Source organism: Alistipes sp. AF14-19 (assembly GCF_003461645.1).
Lineage (GTDB): Bacteria > Bacteroidota > Bacteroidia > Bacteroidales > Rikenellaceae > Alistipes > Alistipes shahii.
The window spans coordinates 19,876-39,017 of the sequence record NZ_QTXM01000018.1; the positions used below are offsets into that span (position 1 = coordinate 19,876).

A 19,142-nucleotide genomic window follows, 5' to 3' on the forward strand; every position below is an offset into this window, starting at 1 on the left:
TGCATTATATGAAAACCTTTCTCCACGAAGTTGCCGAAGACCTCTATGCCCGTTACGGCGAAGGGCTTTCCGAAAGGGCGATCCTCTTTCCGTCGCGGCGTGCGCGGCTGTTCTTCGTCGACGCCCTGACGGGCATCGCCGGGCGTCCGATGTGGCAGCCCCGGTGGGTGACGGTCGACGATCTGACGACCGAGATTTCGGGACTCCGCACCGGGGACCGCGTGCGGCTGATCACCGAACTCTACAAAATCTATTCGGAATACCACGCCGAGCCGTTCGACAAGTTCTATTTCTGGGGCGACATGCTCCTGACGGATTTCGACACCATCGACAAATACCGGATCGACGCCGCGATGCTGTTCCGCAACATCTCGGAGATCAAGGAGATCGAGGCCGACATTTCGTACCTCACTCCCGCGCAGCTGCAAATCCTGCGTTTCTGGTCGACGCTCGCCGACGAAACCGATCTCTCGGAGGAGAAGCGCCGCTTCCTGGCGATCTGGAAGACCCTGGGGCCGGTTTACGCCCGCTTCCGCGAACGGCTCTCCGAGCTGGGCATCGCCTACAACGGCATGGTCCAGCGGGCCGCCGCCGACCGCATCCGCGGCGAGGGGTATGCCTTTCCCGAGGCGCGGCAATATGTCGTGGCGGGATTCAACGCCCTGTCGGAGTGCGAGAAACAGCTATTCCGCTTCCTCTCGACGGCTGCCGAGACCGATTTCTACTGGGATTACGACTCCTATTATAAAGACCGCCCCGAGCAGGAGGCCGGGATGTTCGTGCGCGAGAACGTCGTGCAGTTCCCGCCGCGCGGGGACGTGTCGCACGACAACATGGAGCGTCCGAAGGAGCTGACCGCCGTGGCCGCCGTGTCGAACGCCGTGCAGTGCAAGCACGCCGCTGCGATCCTGCGGGAACTGGCCGCACGGGGGCCGCTGGACAAGCGCACCGCCGTGGTGCTGACCGATGAAAACCTGCTCCTGCCGCTGCTCTACGCCCTGCCGCCCGAGATCGGGAAGGTCAACGTCACGATGGGCTATCCGCTGCGGGCCAGCCTGGCCTACACCTTCGTCGAACGCCTCGTGGAGTTGCAGGCTCACCGCCGCACGAAGGGCGCAGGATGCACTTTCTACCATGCCGACGCCGTGGGCATTCTCGCGCACCCCTACGTCGCGGACAGCGATGCCCGCGAGACCCGCGCCATGCAGGACGAGATCGTGCGCGAACGGCGCATTTCGGTCGACGCCGCATGGCTGGGACGCAACGACCTGCTGCGGATGATCTTTTCGCCCGCCGCCGCGTGGCGCGAGCTGTCCGACTGGCTGCTGCGGGTCGTCGCCGCCGTGGCCCGGACGCCCTACGAGGGCGACGACCGGCGTCAGCGCGTGGAGTTTCTGGCCGTGATTTCGGAGGAGATTTCCAAACTCCGCAATTCGCTGGACGAGTGCGACATCGAGTTGACGACGGAGGTTTACACCTCGCTGCTGCGCCGCCATTTGCAGACCGTGCGCATCCCCTACGAGGGCGAGCCGCTCGAAGGGGTGCAGGTCATGGGCATCCTCGAAACCCGCAACCTCGATTTCGAAAACGTCGTTCTGCTCTCGATGAACGACGACAACTTCCCGGGCAACCACATGGCGCAGGCGTCGTTCGTGCCCTACAACCTGCGGGCGGCCTACGGACTGCCCACGCCCGAGCACCACGAAGGGGTTTACGCCTACTATTTCTACCGCCTCGTGCAGCGCGCCCGGCGGGTGTGGATGCTCTACTGCTCGCACGCCGACGACAAATCGACGGGCGAACCGAGCCGCTACATCTACCAGCTCGACTACGAGAGCGGATTTCCCGTCCGGAAGGTCGAGGTGGGTGTGGATGTCAACCTCGCCGAGACCGATCCGATCGAGGTGGCCAAGGACGAGGGGATCATGCAGCGTCTCGGACGCTTCACCGACCCAGAATCGAAGGCCACGCTCTCGCCGACGGCTTTCTTCCGCTATGTGGCCTGTCCCCTGCGGTTCTATTTTCACTCCGTGGCGCGTCTCCAGGCCGACGACGAGATCGCCGAGGAGGTCGACGCCCCGATGTTCGGCACGATCCTTCACGCCGCGGTGCAGAAACTCTATGCCCGGATCGTGGGCGAGGCGCACCCCGGCGAGACCCTGCGGGCGATGATCCGCACGGGTGAGATCGCCGCGGCGGTCGAGGCGGCGATCAACGAGAATTATTTGCAGGACCCCGCGGCCACGACCGACGACTATACGGGCAACCTGCTGCTGGTCAAAGACATCGTTACACGCTATCTGCGGGGCGGGGTGATGCCCTACGATGCGGCGCACGACGGTTTCACGGTCACGGGGCTGGAGCGGGAAGTGGCATACGGATTCGATTTCACGGCGGCGGGTCGCCCCCTTTGCATGAAGTTCGCGGGCATCGCCGACCGCATCGACGCGCTGGACGACGGAACGCTGCGTGTGGTGGACTACAAGACCGGGGCGCCGCACCTGGAGTTCGCCGGGGTGGAGAGCCTTTTCCGCGGCGAGGGCAAACAGCGGCTTTCGAACATCCTCCAGACCTTGCTCTACGCCATGATGCTCTACCGTACGCGGGGCGTCGACGCCGAACCCGCGCTCTACTACGTGCGGGCGATGAACCGTCCCGACTATCTGCCGACGCTCGACGACCGGGAAACGGGCGTCCGCGGCGGACGTTACACGCTTTATGCCGAACGGTTCGAGGAGTTGGTGCGCCAAACGCTGGCGGAGCTCTACGATCCCTCGGTGCCCTTCCGCCAGTGCGAGGACGCCGACACCTGCAACTTCTGCGATTTCAACGTGATTTGCAAGAGGTAGTTTTTGCGGCCTGCGGCCGCGGGATTTCATGTACTTTTTTCCGCAAAAAGTACCAAAAACTCCCCGACGGATGCCTTTGCCTGCGACGAACCGGCTAACGCTGGCTCCGGGCGACTATTCGCGGGGGCGCACGCGCCCCGTCCCTTCCGCTTGCGCTTTTAGCCGGTCCGTCGCTTAACGGCCCCGGCATCGAGTCGGGATCGGATTGTCTCCAAGATTTAAGTCTACAATTTCACCACGAAATAGGACGCTCCGCTGCGGCGTGCCGCCTCGATGCCGATTGCGGAATCCTCGAAGATCAGCGTCTCGCGCGGCGTGCAGCCTTCGCGGCGCATGGCCTCCAGAAAACAGTCCGGAGCGGGTTTCGGACGCTCCACGTCGGCGCCCGAGAGAATGCCGTCGACACGGCCCAGCGGCGCTGCGGGGTCCGTTACGCCGGAATGGAAGCCCGTTTCGGAGACCCCGCCCTCTGCCGTGGGGCCGCCGATTCCCAGGTGGCGCATCACGTTGTCGATGTTGGCCCGGCTGCCCGTCGAGACCACCCACACGCGGCCGCTGCCGGCGCGGAACTGCCGGCAGAACGTCCACAGGGGTTCGTTGAGCCGCACGGTGTCGAAAAACGTGGGGTAGAGGGCGATCTTGCGAAGCCGCAGCCGCTCGCGTTCGGCGGGGTCGGCGATTCCGAAGCGTGTGAGAAACTCGTTGCACCGCATTCCGAAGTAATTGGCGGCGTACTCCTCCTCGGTGAGCGTGTAGCCCGCCTCGCCGAGGGCCGCGACGTAGGAGAGCGTGTTGGCCCGCCGGGTGTCGGCCAGCGTGCCGTCGAAATCGAGCAGAAGAAGGCGGATTTCAGAATTTTCCATTTTTCGGTTTGCTATTCGGTCGAAGGCGTGTATCGGCTATGACTCGTTCCAAAGGCTCGTTGCCGCCTGAATCCCGGCTCTTGGCCGGGTCAGTCGAACGACTGCATGCCGGTCTGGGCGATGCGCATCAGGCGTTGGTACTCGGTGGGGGTCAGCTCCATGAAGAAATAGTGGATCGGGTCGACGCGCATGCCGTCGAGCCGCACTTCGTAGTGGAGGTGGGGGGCCAGCGAAAGGCCCGTGTCGCCCGAGAGGGCGATGATGTCGCCCCGCCGCACGGTCTGGCCCTTGCGGACGTTGATCTTCGAGAGGTGGCTGTACGAGGTTTCGTAGCCGTTGCCGTGGTCGATCACCACGGTCTGGCCCTGCGTCGAGTTGCGCTGCGCCGCGTCGCGCACCACGCCGTCGGCCGTGGCGAAGACGCGCGAACCCTCGGGGATGGTGTAATCCACGCCCTGATGCGATTGCAGCGTCTTGTAGAAGGGGTGGATGCGCATGCCGTAGGAGGCTGTGAGCAGCGTCAGCTGCTTGTTGATCACGGGCTGGATCGAGGGGATGTTGTCGCACCTGCGGCCCGCCGTGTCGATGCGCGCCTGCAGTTCGAGGTACGAGGCGTTGAGCGTTTCGAGCTGTCGTTCCATCTCGTTCACCCTCTCGCGCAGTTCGCGTTTGAGCTGGCGCGTCGAGCGGCCCACGATCTTTTCGTAGGTCGAACTCTGCCGCTGTTCGTGCTCCGAGTCGAAATCGTACGGCTCCGACTCGAAGAGGATGCGGAAAACGTTGCGGTCGCGTTCCGAAAGGTTTCCCAGAACGGTCGAGAGCGAGTCGTACCGGGCGGACAGCGCCTCGTATTCGCGGCGCAGGCGGTCGGTCGAGTGCTTCATCTGGTATTCGAACGGCGTGTCGAAGAAGACCGAGAAGCCCACGTAGTAGAGCACCGCCATCCCCAGCCACACGAAAAGGTGGACCGTGGCGCGGATGATCCGCTGCTTGCGCCGCCTGCGCCTGCGCAGACGCTCTAAATCCTTTTTACCTGCCATGTCAGAGCTTTTCGAAGTTGGTCTCGCGCATGTTCTCCATCAGGCGTTCGTACTCCTCGGGGGTCATGTTGCGGTTGAAATAGTTGATCGGGTTGACGGGCACGCCCTTGTGGATCACCTCGTAGTGGAGGTGGGGACCCGTCGAACGCCCCGTGTTGCCCGTCCGGGCGATGATCTGGCCGCGCGTGACGCGCTCGCCGGGTTTCACGAGCACCTCGTTCAGGTGGGCGTAGCGCGTCTTGTAACCGAATTCGTGGTTGAGCAGCACCTGCTTGCCGTAGCCGCCGTTGAAGCCGCTGGCCGAGGCTGTTTCGACCACGGCGTCGCCCGTGGCATAGACCGGAGTGCCGCGGTCGCAGCCGAAGTCGATGCCCGTGTGGGGGCGGATGTAGCCCAGCACGGGGTGCATGCGGCGCGCGCTGAAGGCGCCGATGTGGTTGTTGTGCAGCGCCGAGCGGTCGATGGGCCAGATGGCCGGGACGGCTGCCGAGAGCTGCTCCTTGTTCTTCGAGAACTGCTGCAATTCGTCGAACGACACCGATTCGAGGTAGATCGTCCGGGCCAGCGCGTCCAGCTGCCGCCATGTCCCGACCATCAGCGGGGCGTAGTCGTCGTCGGCGAGCGGGGCGTATTTCGAATCGGGGTAGGGTTGCCACACGCCCGGGATCGAGAGCGTGTCGGTCGAGAAGAGCGAGCGGTAGACGTAGTTGTCGCGGTGGCGTATTTCGTCGACGCGCTGCTGGGCGGTGCGGATGCGGTCCTGGAGAATGCGGTATTTGATCACCGTCTCGCGGTTGTCGCGCAGGATGCGGTACATCTTGGGCGTGTAGAAGAAGTAGGAGAAGAGGACGTTGGCGATCGACACGAGGATGAATCCGATCAGGATCTTGCGGATCAGACGGTAGGTGCGGAGCCGGAACGGGGCCGTCATCACGCCGTGCGTGAGAACCTGCGCCTCGTGTGTCAGCTCCTCTGCGCCTGTCCGAAGCGTTTCGGTTCCGAATCTGTGTCCTTTTTCGCCCATCGCGGAAAAATCTCCTTTAATAGGATGCAAATTTAGTTTAAAATGTGTAATTTTGCAACCCGAAATCAAGAACGTGAAAATAGGATAAATCAATATATCATGGAGTCAAATAAAATTCGTCAGGCCTTTCTCGACTTCTTCGAGTCGAAAGGGCATGCTATCGTGCCTTCGGCCCCGATGGTCGTCAAGGGCGACCCCACGCTGATGTTCACCAACGCGGGCATGAACCAGTTCAAGGACATCTTCCTGGGCAACGCCCCCCGCAAGTATCCGCGTGCGGCCGATACGCAGAAATGTCTGCGCGTTTCGGGCAAGCACAACGACCTGGAGGAGGTCGGCCACGACACCTACCACCATACGATGTTCGAGATGCTGGGCAACTGGTCCTACGGCGATTACTTCAAGAAGGAGGCGATCGAGTGGGCCTGGGAACTGCTCCACGGCGTCTACGGACTGCCCGCCGAGCGGATGTACGCCACGGTGTTCGAAGGTTCGGAGGAGGACGGCGTGCCGTTCGATCAGGAGGCTTACGACTACTGGCTCCGGTACCTGCCCGCGGACCATATCATCCGCGGCAACAAGCACGATAATTTCTGGGAGATGGGCGAGACGGGACCCTGCGGACCCTGCTCGGAAATCCACTTCGACCTGCGCGACGAGGCGGAGATCGCCGCCAAACCGGGCCGCGAGATGGTCAACGCGAGCCATCCGCAGGTGATCGAGATCTGGAACCTCGTCTTCATGCAGTTCAACCGCAAGGCAAACGGCTCGCTGGAGGAACTTCCCGCGCGCAACGTCGACACGGGCATGGGCTTCGAGCGCCTCTGCATGATCCTCCAGGGCAAGAAGTCGAACTACGACACCGACGTTTTCCAGCCCACGATCGGCCGCATCGCGGAGATGTCGGGCAAGAAATACGGCGAGGACCGGAAGGCCGACGTGGCCATGCGCGTGATCGCCGACCACCTGCGCGCCATCGCCTTCTCGATCGCCGACGGCCAGCTGCCGTCGAACGTCAAGGCGGGCTATGTCATCCGCCGCATCCTGCGCCGCGCCGTGCGCTACGGCTACACCTACCTCGGCTTTACCGAGCCGACGCTCTGCCGCCTGGTTCCCGGACTGGTCGGGCAGATGGGCGGCCAGTTCCCCGAGCTGAAGGCCCAGCAGGGACTGATCGAAAAAGTGATCGAGGAGGAGGAGTCCTCGTTCCTGCGCACGCTCGCCACGGGCATCAACCTGCTGGACGGCGTGATCTCCAGAACCAAAGGCGAAGGCAAGGAGCTTATTTCGGGCAAGGACGCCTTCGAACTCTACGATACGTTCGGTTTCCCGATCGACCTCACGGAGCTGATCGCCCGCGAACAGGGCGTCGGCGTGGACCTCGCCGCCTTCGAGAAGGAGTTGCAGGCCCAGAAGGAGCGTTCGCGCAACGCCGCCGCCGTCGACACCGACGACTGGGTGGAGCTGTTCCCCATCCGCGAGAGCATCTTCACGGGCTACGACACGCTGACCGAGAAGGTCCGCATCGCACGCTACCGCCGCGTCACGTCGAAGGGCAAGACGTCGTACCAGCTGGTTTTCGACCGCACGCCGTTCTACGGCAACTCGGGCGGCCAGGTCGGCGACATCGGTATGATCGAGAGCGCCAACGAGCGCATTCCGGTCGTGGCCACCGAGAAGGAGAACGGCCTGATCATCCATATCGTGAACCAGCTCCCGGAGAACCCCGCGGCCGAATTTACGGCCCGGGTGGACCCTGAAAAACGGCAGGCCGCAGCCAACAACCACACCGCCACGCACCTCATGCACGAGGCGCTGCGCAAGGTGCTCGGCGCGCATGTCGAGCAGAAGGGTTCGCTGGTGACGCCCGAAATCCTGCGTTTCGACTTCTCGCATTTCCAGAAGGTGACGCCCGAGGAGCTGCGCAAGGTGGAGCAACTCGTCAACCGGGCCATCCGCGCCAACTATCCGCTCGTGGAGAACCGCGAGGCTACGAAGGAGGAGGCCGAGAAGTGCGGTGCGATGATGCTCTTCGGCGAGAAATACGGCGACAAGGTCCGCATGGTCCGCTTCGGGTCGTCGGTCGAACTGTGCGGCGGTACGCACACCGGCGCCACGGGCAATATCGGCTTCTTCAAGATTCTCTCGGAGAGCGCCATTTCGGCCGGCGTGCGCCGTATCGAGGCCGTTACGGGCGAGCAGGCCGAGAAGGTGCTCTATGCCGCCGAGGACACGATGCGCAACATCGCCGAATACCTCAATAACCCGCAGGTCGTGCAGGCCGTGAAGAAGATGCTCGAAAGCAACGAGACCCTCTCGAAGGAGGTCGAGTCGATGCGCCGCGAGCAGGTGGCCCAGTGGGCCGACAAGATCGCCGCATCGACGCCCGAGCGTCACGGCATGCAGCTTTTCGCCACGCAGACCGACCGCCGTCCCGACTTCGTGAAGGACCTGGCCTACAACCTGCGCCAGCGTTCGCCCAGGCTGGTCTTCGTCGTGGGTTCCGTCTGGGACGGGAAACCGACGCTGACGGTGATGCTGGGCGACGAGATCACGGCCTGCGGCGTGAATGCCGGAGCCGTCGTGCGCGAGGCCGCGAAGCTGATGCAGGGCGGCGGAGGCGGACAGGCCTTCTTCGCGACGGCCGGCGGCAAGAACCCCGACGGTTTGCAGGCCGCCATCGACAAGGCTGTGGAGCTGATCGGGGCGCAGGTGAAATAATTGTGTGGTTTCCGTCCGCATTCCGGTCGCGATGCGATAAGCCCTTCCCGAGGGAAGGGTTTGGGATGGGGTCAGATTTGTAAACGGCGCCACAGGCGACGAATGCAGCCTCCGGAGGCAATAAAACGGTAGTAATTAAAACAGAGTAAGATATGAATAACAAGGTATTACTTATGATTCTCGACGGCTGGGGAAACGGCCGTCACGATAAGGCGGACGTCATTTCGACCGTGCATCCCGAATACATTTCGGCCATGACCGAAAAATACCCCCATGCCGAACTGCGCACCGACGGCGAGAACGTCGGCCTGCCCGACGGACAGATGGGCAACTCGGAGGTGGGACACCTCAATATCGGCGCCGGCCGCGTCGTTTATCAGGACCTCGTGAAGATCAACCGCGCCTGCCGCGACAACTCGATCATGCAGAACCCGGAGGTGAAAGCCGCGTTCGAATACGCCAAGAAAAACGGCGTGAACGTGCATTTCATGGGCCTCGTGTCGGACGGCGGCGTGCACTCGTCGCTGGAGCATCTTTTCAAACTCTGCGACATCGCCGCCGAATATAAGATCGAAAATACGTTCGTGCACTGCTTCATGGACGGCCGCGACACCGACCCGCGCAGCGGCAAGGGCTTCGTCGCCGACCTCGAAAAGCACATGGCCGCATCGACGGGCAAGGTGGCCACGGTCATCGGCCGTTATTACGCCATGGACCGCGACAAACGCTGGGAGCGGGTGAAAATCGCTTACGACGCGCTGGTCGACGGCGTCGGCGAGAAGGCGTCGGACATGGTCGAGGCCGTGCAGAAATCCTACGACGAGGGAGTTACGGACGAGTTCATCAAGCCCGTCGTGCGCGTCGACGCTGCCGGACAGCCCGTCGGCATGATCCGTCCGAACGACCTGGTGATCTTCTTCAACTACCGCAACGACCGCGCCAAGGAGCTTACCATCGTGCTGACGCAGGCGGATATGCCCGCCGAGGGAATGCACACCATGCCGCTCTACTACTGCTGCATGACCCCCTACGACGCCAAGTTCACGGGCCTGCACATCCTTTTCGACAAGGAGAACGTGCCCGACACCATCGGCGAGTGGGTTTCGAAGCAGGGCCTCAAACAGCTGCGTATCGCCGAGACCGAGAAATACGCCCACGTGACGTTCTTCCTGAACGGCGGCCGCGAGGAGAAATTCGACGGCGAGGAGCGTATCCTCGTCGCCTCGCCCAAGGTGGCGACCTATGACCTCCAGCCCGAAATGTCGGCCCCGGAAGTGGCTGAAAAACTGGTCGCTGCGCTGGGTGAAAAGAAATTCGACTTCATCTGCCTGAACTTCGCCAACGGCGACATGGTGGGCCACACGGGCGTCTATGAGGCGATCGTGAAGGCCGTGAAGGCTGTCGACAAGTGTGTCTCCGAGGTCGTGGAGGCCGCCAGGGCCAACGGCTACGAGGTGGTGATGATCGCCGACCACGGCAACGCCGACAACGCCGTCAATGCCGACGGTACGCCCAACACGGCGCACTCGCTCAATCCGGTTCCCATCGTGGTGGTGTCGGACCGCGTGAAGTCCGTCCGCAGCGGTATTCTGGCCGACGTGGCTCCCACGGTGCTGAAGCTGATGGGGCTGGAGCAGCCTGCCGAAATGACGGGCAAAGCGCTGGTGGAGATGAAATAACCGCTCCCTGCATTGCGAAAAACCCCGGCCGGAAGGCCGGGGTTTTTCGTTTCAGTACAGTTCGATGAATTCGTAGGAGTTGCCGACGGCGGCGAGGTATTTCAGAAACTCCTCCTGCGGGATGACCACCGTCGCGCGGTTGTCGTTGGGGTGGAACGAGTAGGCGGGGCAGTCGCGCAGGTTGACGTCGAGGAACAGGTGGACGTGGTTCTCCGGGTCGTTGATCAGCCCGAAGGGCGAGACCGAGCCGGGGCGCAGTCCCAGCCAGCGTTCCATGCGCTCGGGCGAGGCGAACGTCAGTTTGCCCTGGCGCAGGCGGGCTTCGAGGTCGCGGATGGCCAGCGACCGCTCCGAATCGAAACACACGAGGTAGTGGCGGTCGCCCTTGTGGTTGCGGAAGAAGAGGTTCTTGCAGTGTTTCGAACCGTCGTCACGCCACCACTGGCGGGCGATTTCGATGGTCGGGGCCTCGGGGTGTTCATACCATTCGTAGCGGATGCCGCGGGCGTCGAGAAAGTCGAAAACAGGTTGTTTGCGGTCCATGATTCAGGCGTTAAAACGTCCGCGCAGGCGCAGCGACGACCTGCGCAGCGCGATTCGGAGATAGAGGAGCGTGTGACACTCCCTTCCCTTCAGAATGCGGTCGAGCAGCGGGCGTTTCAGCAGCGGATGCCAGCGGGGCGTGTAGGTCTCTGCGCCGAACAGCTCCGGGCGGGCGGCAATGGCTCCGAGGACGCTCCGGCGGTCGCCGAAACGGATGTTGTTTGCGGCCCGTAGCAGCGTGTCGCGGACCAGGTTTTGCCGCAGGGCGAAGAGATAGGCCTTGTCCGTGATGCCGAAGCGTTCGGCCAGCTGCGGGATGAAGCGGTCGAGCCGCTCGGCGGCCTCGACGAGTTCGCAGGCCGGCATGGGGCGTGTGCTGAGCGTGTTCCGTCCGCGGCGCATGTAGTGCATGTAGAGGCCGCTGCGCCAGACGACCGACTGCATCCGGCTGATGCAGGTGAAGAAGAAAAGGTGGTCTTCGCGGGAGCAGAGGTGTTCGATGAAGCGGATTCCGAGGCGGCGGAGCGTCTCCGTGTGGTAGAGTTTGCAGACGCTGCATCCGTCCTGCAGAAACCGCTGTCCCACGGCTGCCGAAGGATCGTCGCCGATGGCGAGCGCCCCGTCGTCGTAGCTGAAAAACGCCTCGTTCGGCCCCGGCGGCTCGGCCTCCGAAAAGTCGAGCAGTATGCCTTGCATGACGATCGTTCCGGGACCCGGGGCGGGATCGCGGAAAAATTCGGCCAGAAACTCCTTTTCGGCCCAGTCGTCGGCGTCCATGAAGGTGATGAAACGCCCGCGGGCGTTGTCGATGCCCGCATTGCGGGCCGCCGAGACCGACGCTTCGTCGAGCGTCAGGGTGCGGATGCGCCCGGGGTGTTCCGCGGCGTAGCGGGCGCAGCGTTCCCGCGAATCGTCCGACGAGCCGTTTTCGACCAGGATGAGTTCGAAATCGGTGTAGCTCTGGGCCAGCAGGCTCTCCACGCATGCGCCGAGGTGGGGCGCTGCATTGTGGACCGGGATTACGACCGTGAGGTTGGGTTCGGGCTGGGACATCGGCTATTGGTTTTGAGGAGTATAGAAATCCCGGATGTTCCGTGCGATGCACTCCACGAGTATTTCGATCGCCTCGACGGGCGACCAGGCGTTGTGGGGCGAGAGCAGCAGGCGGTCCGGTTCACGGACCGAGAGCAGGGGATTGCCCGCTTCGAGCGGTTCGTGCGTGAAAACATCGAGCCCCGCTCCGGCGAGCCGTCCGGCGTCGAGGGCCGCGGCCAGCGCCGCTTCGTCCACGATGCCGCCGCGCGCCACGTTGATCAGGATGGCCGAAGGCTTCATCAGCGCCAGTTCGCGCGCGCCGATCAGATTGCGCGTGCGGTCGTTCAGCGGGGCGTGGACCGACACCACGTCGGCCCATCGGAGCAGTTCGTCGAGCGGCTTTTCGGGATAGGGTTCCTCGCGCACGACGCCCGAGGTCGAGGTATAGGCGATGCGGCATCCCAGCGCCTCGGCGACGCGGGCGACGCTGCGGCCGATGTTGCCCAGCCCGACGATGCCCCATTTCGAGCCGTAAAGCTGGTGTGTGGTGCGCCCGAAGTGGTATTGCAGGGGCGATCCTGCATATGCGGTCTTGACGTAGCGGTCGTAATAGACCGTCTGTCGCAGCAGGCCGATGGCCGCGCCGATGGTGGTCTCCGTCACGGCGTGGGTCGAGTAGCCCACGGCATTTTTCACCGCAATGCCCAGTTCGGCCGCGGCCTCGAGGTCGATGTGGTTCATGCCGGTCGCCGCCACGCAGATCAGCCGCAGGCGGGGGAGCTGCCGGAGGGTTTCGCGGCGGAAAACCACCTTGTTGGTGATCACCACGTCGGCTTCGCGGCAGCGGTCGGCGACCTCTTCGCGGACCGTGGTCCGATAACCCGTGTAGTTGCCCAGCGCGCGGATGGACCCGAGGTCGGCGTCGCCGAGCGAGTATTCGTCCAGAAATACGATGTTCGGTTGCATATCCTTTGTGTTTTTGTAAATTGCGTTCGGCGGCGCGGACTCGGTTCCCGGATGCGGATTCGGTCCGCCGCCCTTTGAAGAGGGCTTTCAGCCCTCCAGTTCGCCGATTAAATCCCTGATCACCACGGAAGCGCATCCGATTCCGAACAGCGCGGGGATGTAGGAGATCGTTCCGACGTTCGACTTCTTGTTCTGCTCCTCGCAGAGGATCATGGCCCCTTCGCGCATCGGCTCGGGAGAGAATACGGCCCGGAACCCCCGGCGGATGCCGATCTTGTGGAGCCGCTTGCGCAGCATGTGGGCCAGCGGGCAGTGGTGGGTTTTCGAGATGTCGGCGATTTCGAGTTTGGTGGGGTCGGTTTTGGCTCCGGCGCCCATCGAGCTGACGAGCGGCAGCCCGCGCTCCAGCGAGGCGGCGATCAGCGCCAGTTTCGGCGAGAGGGTATCGATGGCGTCCACCACGTAGTCGTAGCGCGCGGCGTCCAATAAGATATAGGTCTCCTCGTCCTTGATATATTTGTCGACCACCGTGAGTCCGATTCCGGGGTTGATGTCGCGCAGGCGTTCGGCCAGCACCTCGGCCTTCGGGCGGCCGACGGTCGAATGGAGGGCCACCAGCTGGCGGTTGATGTTGGTCGCGTTCACCGTGTCGGCGTCGGCGACGGTCATGCGTCCCACGCCCGCCCGGGCGATCATCTCCGCGGCATAGGCTCCCACGCCGCCCAGCCCGACCACGAGCACGTGGGCGTTGCGCAGCAGCTCCAGTTTTTCGCTGCCGAGCAGCAATTCGGTTCTTTCCAGCCAGTTATGCGTATGCGTTTCCATTTGTCATTGTCATTTGTCGCCCTTCGTCCGGCCCGGTCCTTCGTACTCGCCGCCTGTGAATATTCGTTTGTAATTATCTAAAATTGCCCGTTGCAACACCTCCTCCGGCACCCCTTTCGCCTCCGCCGCCCGGGCGTAAATTTCCGCGATGGGCACGGGGCTGTCGTCGGTCTCCAGAAAGAGCTGCGAAAGCGGCGTCCCGCGCAGCGCCGCAAGGGTCTTGGGCGATGCGAACGTGCGTTCGCCGAACGAGAGGCAGTAACCTTTCGCCAGGGCCTGCCGCGCCTGCTCGGGCGAGCCGATGAAGCCGTGGAAAATCACGGCCCGGGGTTCCGAGGCCGCCAGTTCGCGCATCAGCGGCTCGAAGGCCCTGACGCAGTGGAGCACCACGGGAAGTCCCCGCTCGCGGGCCAGCCGCAACTGCGTCCGCAGTGCGGACAGCTGGGCCGCACGGTCGGCGCCTCGCACGAAATCCAGTCCCGTTTCGCCCACGGCCTGCGCCCCGCCGAGACGCTGGCCGAGCGTTGCGGCGTCCTGCGTCGCGGCGTCCCACGGGTGCACGCCCGCCGTGCGGAGTTCGATCCCCGAACCGGTCGGGCGATGGGTGTGTATGTTGACGTAAGGGAGCATCCGGATTGCAAATGTAGGAATTTTAGCGGGAGCATTGCGAATTTGGAGCCAATTTTTTAACCTTCGCTTCCGGCTGCCGGCCGGCGGGACGCGGGGATGTTTTCCGGAGGTTGTTTCCGCTCCGGATTCTTTCGAAACCCTTTCGCATCGGAAGTATTCGTAAGGCTCTTATTTTGTCCCGAAAGCGGGCGTTCCAAATCTTAATTAAATTTAAGAAATAATGGTTTGCGCATGGGGAATTTCGGGAAAAATTTCGTACTTTCGCACGCGAATTAATTGTTAGCTCACTAACAGCCGAACTTGAATTCCAAACATAACAATCAAAATCATTAACCATGTCGAAAATCATTACACTACGCAAGGGTTTAGACATCAATCTGGTGGGCAAACCCCAGGAGTCGCTCGCGGACGCGCCGCAGGCTTCGGAGTATGCCCTCTCGCCCCTCGATTTCGAGGGCGTGACTCCCAAGCTGCTGGTTAAGGAGGGCGATCGGGTGAAAGCCGGCACGCCGTTGTTCTTCAACAAGTACAACGAACGCGTGCTCTTCACGTCGCCCGTCAGCGGTACGGTGGCCGCCGTCAACCGCGGAGAGAAGCGCAAGGTCCTCTCCGTGACGGTGACTCCCGACGCCTCCCAGGAGTACGAGGAGTTTGAGAAGACCGACCTCGGGTCGGCTTCGCGCGAGCAGATCGTCTCCCTGCTGCTCCGGTCGGGCCTTTGGCCGATGATCGTGCAGCGCCCTTACGGCATCATCGCCGACCCCAGCGACACGCCGAAAGCGGTCTTCATCTCCGCCTTCGACTCCGCGCCGCTGGCCCCGGATTACAATTTCGTGCTGAAAGCCGAACAGAAGAACCTCCAGACGGGTATCGACGTGATGCGCAAACTCACTCCGGGCAAGGTGCATCTCTCGGTGCGCGCCAAGGCCGAAGGGCAGATGCCCTCGCTCAAGGGCGCCGAACTCCACGCCTTTGCGGGCAAACACCCCGTCGGCAACGTCGGCGTGCAGATCCACCACGTGGACCCGGTGAACAAGGGCGAAGTGGTGTGGACGGTCAACATCCAGGATCTGGCCATCATCGGCCGCCTGTTCAACGAAGGCCGCGTCGACATGACGAAGATCATCGCCGTGGCCGGTTCGGAGATCGAGCGTCCGCAGTACGTCCGCATGGTGGGCGGCGCGAAGGTCGACTCCCTGGTCAAGGGCAACGTGAAGCGACAGAAGGAGGGCGACAGCGTCCGCTTCATCTCGGGCAACGTGCTCACGGGCACCCGGACCGCGCCGGACGGCTTCATGGGCTTCTACGCCAATCAGCTGACCGCCATCCCCGAGGGCGACAAGTACGAACTGCTGGGCTGGGCGATGCCCCGTTTCGGGAAGTTCTCCGTGTCGCGCGCCTATTTTTCGTGGCTCTGCCCGAAGAAGGCCTACAACCTCGACACCAACATGAACGGCGGCGAGCGTCCGTTCGTCGTGACGGGGCTTTACGAGCAGTACCTGCCGATGGACATTTACCCGATGTACCTGCTGAAGGCGTGCCTTGCGGGCGACATCGAAAAGATGGAGAACCTCGGCATCTACGAGGTCACCGAAGAGGACTTCGCGCTGTGCGAGTTCGTCGATCCCTCGAAGATCGAGATTCAGCAGATCATCCGCGACGGTATTAACTTAATGATCAGGGAGGCTTAAAGATGGGACTTCGTAAATTCATGGACAATATCAAGCCCACCTTCTCCAAGGGAGGCAAGCTGGGCTTTCTGGAGTCGACGTTCGATGCGTTCGAGACGTTCCTCTTCGTACCCAACACCACGACCTCGAAGGGCGCGCACATCCGCGACTGCAACGACATGAAACGTACGATGATCATGGTCGTCGCGGCGCTGATGCCGGCTTTTCTGTTCGGCTGCTACAACACGGGCATCCAGGTCGGACTCGAAGGCTTCACGGCCTTCTTCTACGGACTGGTCCGCGTGCTGCCGATGGTCTGCGTTTCCTATATCGTGGGTCTGGGCATTGAGTTCGGGTTCGCGCAGGCGCGCGGCCACGAGGTCAACGAGGGTTTCCTCGTCACGGGTCTGCTGATCCCGATGATCTTCCCGGTGTCGACGCCGCTCTGGATGGTCGCGCTGTCGACGGCTTTCGCCGTGGTCTTCGGCAAGGAGGTCTTCGGCGGTACGGGCATGAACGTCTTCAACCCCGCGCTGCTGGCGCGCGCCTTCGCCTTCTTCGCCTACACCCCTTCGATGTCGGGTGAGACGGTGTGGTACTCCGACTGGACGATGATGGGCGCGCAGGTCGACGGCATCACCGGCGCTACGGCCCTCGAACAGCTCGGCACGACCGGCGCGATGAACTACTCGCCGCTGGACGCCTTCCTGGGCTTCATCCCCGGATCGTTCGCCGAGACTTCGACGCTGGCCATCCTTCTCGGAGGCGCCATCCTCCTGTTCACGGGCATCGCCTCGTGGCGCACGATGGCGTCGGTGTTCGTCGGCGGACTGGCGATGGGTTACCTCTTCCAGGCGCTCGGCGTGACGACCTATCCCGCCTGGTATCACCTGATCGTCGGCGGCTTCGCCTTCGGTGCGGTCTTCATGGCCACCGATCCCGTGACTTCGTCGCAGACCAACACGGGCAAATACATCGTCGGCCTGATGACCGGCGCGCTGGCCGTGCTGATCCGCGTGGTCAACCCGGCCTATCCCGAGGGCATGATGCTTTCGATCCTCTTTATGAATGCGCTGGCGCCGCTGGTCGACTACTACGTGGTTGAGGCCAACATCTCGCGCCGCCGCAAACGTGTCAAACTCGCAAAATAGGGGAGACTGTTATGGCAACGAAAAAATTCAAATGCAACGTCTGCGGCTACATCCACGAAGGAGACGCCGCGCCCGCTAACTGCCCCGTCTGCGGAGTTCCCGCCTCGGAATTCACCGAGCTGAAGCCGGAGAAGAAGGGCCTGTTCAGCGACAAGAACGGCAATGCCTATATTATTATGTACTCGACGGTGATGGTCGTCATCGTGGCCACGCTGCTCGCGCTGGCCGCGCTGGGGCTCCAGAAACGCCAGTACGAGAACGAACTCAACGAGAAGAAGCACGCCATCCTCGCGTCGCTGTCGGCCGGTGACCGGTCCTACGACGAGTTCATCGACGCCTATGTCGTCGACAAGGACGGCAGGCGCGTCGACGGCGAGGATGTCTTCGCGCTGCTCAACGACCTGCCGGGAACCTTCGAGGCGGGCAAGTTCCCGATCTTCGAGGCCCGGGACGGCCGGGTGGTCATTCCCGTGACCGGCATGGGTCTCTGGGGTCCCGTCTGGGGCTATGTGGCTCTTGAGAAGGACATGAACACCGTCGCCGGCATCATCATGGCCCACAAGGGCGAGACCCCGGGTCTCGGCGCCGAGATCGCGACGCCCAAGTACCAGGCCAATTTCGTCGGCAAGACGATCTTCGACGGCGACAAGTTCGTTTCGGTGACGCTCCGCAAGGGCGGTGCCAAGGACCCCGCGCACGAGGTGGATGCCATTTCGGGCGGTACGAAGACCTCGGACGGCGTGACGGCGATGCTCTACAACAGCCTGGAGAACTACCTGCCCCTGCTGGAGGCCAAGCGCAACGCTACGGCTCCCGCTCCGGCCGAAGTGTCTAACGAAGAAAACGTAGAAAACAATGAGTAAGATGGAAAAAGAGCCTTTGTTTTCGGCAAAGAACCTCAAATACCTGACCGGTCCGTTCTCGGCGAACAACCCGGTCATCGTGCAGATTCTCGGTATCTGCTCGGCGCTGGCCGTCACCGTACAGCTCAAGCCCGCCATCGTCATGGCCCTGTCCGTGACGGTCGTCACGGCCTTCTCGAACCTGGTGATGTCGCTGCTGCGCAACGGCGTTCCCTCGCGCATCCGCATCATCGTCCAGCTGGTGGTCATCGCCGCGCTGGTGATTCTCGTCGACCAGGTGCTCAAGGCTTTCGTCTACGAAGTCTCGAAGCAGCTGTCGGTCTACGTCGGACTGATCATCACCAACTGTATCGTCATGGGCCGCATCGAGGCATTCGCGCTGGCCAACAAGCCCTGGGCGTCGTTCCTCGACGGTATCGGCAACGGTCTGGGCTACGGTCTGATTCTGGTCATCGTGGCCTTCTTCCGCGAGCTTTTCGGTTCGGGCAGCCTCCTGGGCTACCGGATCATCCCCGAGAGCTGGTACATGGCCGAGGGCGGCTTCTATTCGAACTGCGGACTGATGCTCTTCCCGCCGATGGCGCTGATCATCGTGGGCTGCATCATCTGGGTGCACCGTTCGCGCAACAAGGACTTACAGGAAAAATAGGAGGATAACGTATGGAATCATTGAATATCTTTATCCGGTCGATCTTCATCGACAACATGGTCTTCGCCTTCTTCTTCGGCATGTGCTCCTACATCGCCGTGTCGAAGAGCGTGAAGACGGCCCTGGGACTCGGCGCCGCCGTTACGTTCGTGATGGTGATGACCGTTCCGCTGAACTACCTCTTGTACGAATACGTGCTGAAGGCCAATGCGCTCGTCGAGGGCGTGGACCTAAACTTCCTGTCGTTCATCGTCTTCATCGCCACCATCGCGGCGTTCGTGCAGCTGGTGGAGATGATCGTCGAGAAGTTCTCGCCGACGCTTTACAGCCAGTTGGGCATCTTCCTGCCGCTGATCGCCGTGAACTGCGCCATCATGGGCGGCTCGCTGTTCATGCAGCAGAAGGTCGACGGCGGCGAACTGACGTCGCTCTGGCAGACGATCGTCTACGGACTCGGCTCGGGACTGGGCTGGTGGCTGGCGATCGTGATGATGGCCGCCATCCGCGAGAAGACGACCTATTCGCACATCCCTGCGGCGCTGAAAGGCCCCGGCATCGCCTTCATCATCACCGGTCTGATGGGTATCGCCTTTATGATTTTCTCGGGCATTCAGTTCTAACCTTTAAAAAAAGA

At 62.4% G+C, this 19,142-nt stretch carries 16 protein-coding genes; 8 read left to right on the forward strand and 8 right to left on the reverse strand.

Going from position 1 to position 19,142, the window contains the following annotated elements; genetic code table 11:
- Nucleotides 1-8 precede the first annotated feature (8 nt).
- Nucleotides 9-2,849 (forward strand): PD-(D/E)XK nuclease family protein, encoded by a 2,841-nt coding sequence (locus DWW03_RS13195; RefSeq protein WP_022061569.1) that lies wholly within the window; start codon nt 9-11, stop codon nt 2,847-2,849.
- Nucleotides 2,850-3,073: 224 nt separating this feature from the next.
- Here DWW03_RS13195 and DWW03_RS13200 read toward each other — a convergent pair whose 3' ends face one another.
- The 3 genes from DWW03_RS13200 to DWW03_RS13210 all read right to left on the reverse strand — a co-directional run bounded on the left by DWW03_RS13200 (nt 3,074) and on the right by DWW03_RS13210 (nt 5,776).
- The gene (locus DWW03_RS13200) at nt 3,074-3,712 is read right to left on the reverse strand and encodes an HAD family hydrolase (RefSeq protein ID WP_022061568.1); all 639 of its coding nucleotides are present in this window, start codon (nt 3,710-3,712) and stop codon (nt 3,074-3,076) included.
- Nucleotides 3,713-3,801: 89 nt separating this feature from the next.
- Complete coding sequence (locus DWW03_RS13205; protein WP_022061567.1) at nt 3,802-4,752, reverse strand: M23 family metallopeptidase; 951 nt, start codon at nt 4,750-4,752, stop codon at nt 3,802-3,804.
- Between the two features lies 1 nt (nt 4,753).
- The gene (locus DWW03_RS13210) at nt 4,754-5,776 is read right to left on the reverse strand and encodes a M23 family metallopeptidase (RefSeq protein WP_118406849.1); all 1,023 of its coding nucleotides are present in this window, start codon (nt 5,774-5,776) and stop codon (nt 4,754-4,756) included.
- A 96-nt stretch (nt 5,777-5,872) separates the two neighbouring features.
- On the opposite strand from DWW03_RS13210, the gene alaS reads away from it, so the two are divergent.
- Both alaS and gpmI read left to right on the forward strand, forming a co-directional pair.
- Complete coding sequence (alaS, locus tag DWW03_RS13215) at nt 5,873-8,497, forward strand: alanine--tRNA ligase (RefSeq protein ID WP_181989629.1); 2,625 nt, start codon at nt 5,873-5,875, stop codon at nt 8,495-8,497.
- Nucleotides 8,498-8,649: 152 nt separating this feature from the next.
- Nucleotides 8,650-10,176: a 2,3-bisphosphoglycerate-independent phosphoglycerate mutase gene (gene gpmI / locus DWW03_RS13220; protein WP_118406851.1), complete on the forward strand. Its 1,527-nt coding sequence runs from the start codon at nt 8,650-8,652 to the stop codon at nt 10,174-10,176.
- A gap of 51 nt (nt 10,177-10,227) precedes the next feature.
- On the opposite strand, the gene DWW03_RS13225 is transcribed toward gpmI, so the two are convergent.
- The 5 genes from DWW03_RS13225 to DWW03_RS13245 form a co-directional block, all read right to left on the reverse strand.
- On the reverse strand, nt 10,228-10,719 hold the full coding sequence (locus tag DWW03_RS13225) for a prolyl-tRNA synthetase associated domain-containing protein (RefSeq protein WP_118406852.1): 492 nt from the start codon (nt 10,717-10,719) through the stop codon (nt 10,228-10,230).
- A 3-nt stretch (nt 10,720-10,722) separates the two neighbouring features.
- Nucleotides 10,723-11,772 (reverse strand): glycosyltransferase family 2 protein, encoded by a 1,050-nt coding sequence (locus tag DWW03_RS13230; protein WP_022061171.1) that lies wholly within the window; start codon nt 11,770-11,772, stop codon nt 10,723-10,725.
- Nucleotides 11,773-11,775: 3 nt separating this feature from the next.
- Nucleotides 11,776-12,720 (reverse strand): NAD(P)-dependent oxidoreductase, encoded by a 945-nt coding sequence (locus DWW03_RS13235; protein ID WP_015545999.1) that lies wholly within the window; start codon nt 12,718-12,720, stop codon nt 11,776-11,778.
- A gap of 87 nt (nt 12,721-12,807) precedes the next feature.
- The gene (locus DWW03_RS13240; protein ID WP_015546000.1) at nt 12,808-13,545 is read right to left on the reverse strand and encodes a ThiF family adenylyltransferase; all 738 of its coding nucleotides are present in this window, start codon (nt 13,543-13,545) and stop codon (nt 12,808-12,810) included.
- A gap of 9 nt (nt 13,546-13,554) precedes the next feature.
- The gene (locus DWW03_RS13245; protein WP_118406853.1) at nt 13,555-14,175 is read right to left on the reverse strand and encodes a TatD family hydrolase; all 621 of its coding nucleotides are present in this window, start codon (nt 14,173-14,175) and stop codon (nt 13,555-13,557) included.
- A gap of 335 nt (nt 14,176-14,510) precedes the next feature.
- On the opposite strand from DWW03_RS13245, the gene DWW03_RS13250 reads away from it, so the two are divergent.
- From DWW03_RS13250 to nqrE, 5 genes are read left to right on the forward strand one after another with little or no spacing between them, the layout of a single operon-like run.
- Nucleotides 14,511-15,866, forward strand: a complete 1,356-nt coding sequence (locus DWW03_RS13250) for a Na(+)-translocating NADH-quinone reductase subunit A (RefSeq protein ID WP_022061169.1) — start codon at nt 14,511-14,513, stop codon at nt 15,864-15,866.
- A gap of 20 nt (nt 15,867-15,886) precedes the next feature.
- Nucleotides 15,887-16,996: an NADH:ubiquinone reductase (Na(+)-transporting) subunit B gene (gene nqrB, locus DWW03_RS13255; protein WP_015546002.1), complete on the forward strand. Its 1,110-nt coding sequence runs from the start codon at nt 15,887-15,889 to the stop codon at nt 16,994-16,996.
- An 11-nt stretch (nt 16,997-17,007) separates the two neighbouring features.
- Nucleotides 17,008-17,859 (forward strand): NADH:ubiquinone reductase (Na(+)-transporting) subunit C, encoded by an 852-nt coding sequence (gene nqrC, locus DWW03_RS13260; protein ID WP_118406854.1) that lies wholly within the window; start codon nt 17,008-17,010, stop codon nt 17,857-17,859.
- Between the two features lies 1 nt (nt 17,860).
- Entirely contained in the window at nt 17,861-18,508 is a 648-nt protein-coding gene (locus DWW03_RS13265) for an NADH:ubiquinone reductase (Na(+)-transporting) subunit D (RefSeq protein WP_015546004.1), read from the forward strand.
- An 11-nt stretch (nt 18,509-18,519) separates the two neighbouring features.
- Nucleotides 18,520-19,128, forward strand: a complete 609-nt coding sequence (gene nqrE / locus DWW03_RS13270) for an NADH:ubiquinone reductase (Na(+)-transporting) subunit E (RefSeq protein ID WP_044053949.1) — start codon at nt 18,520-18,522, stop codon at nt 19,126-19,128.
- Nucleotides 19,129-19,142: the final 14 nt, after the last annotated feature.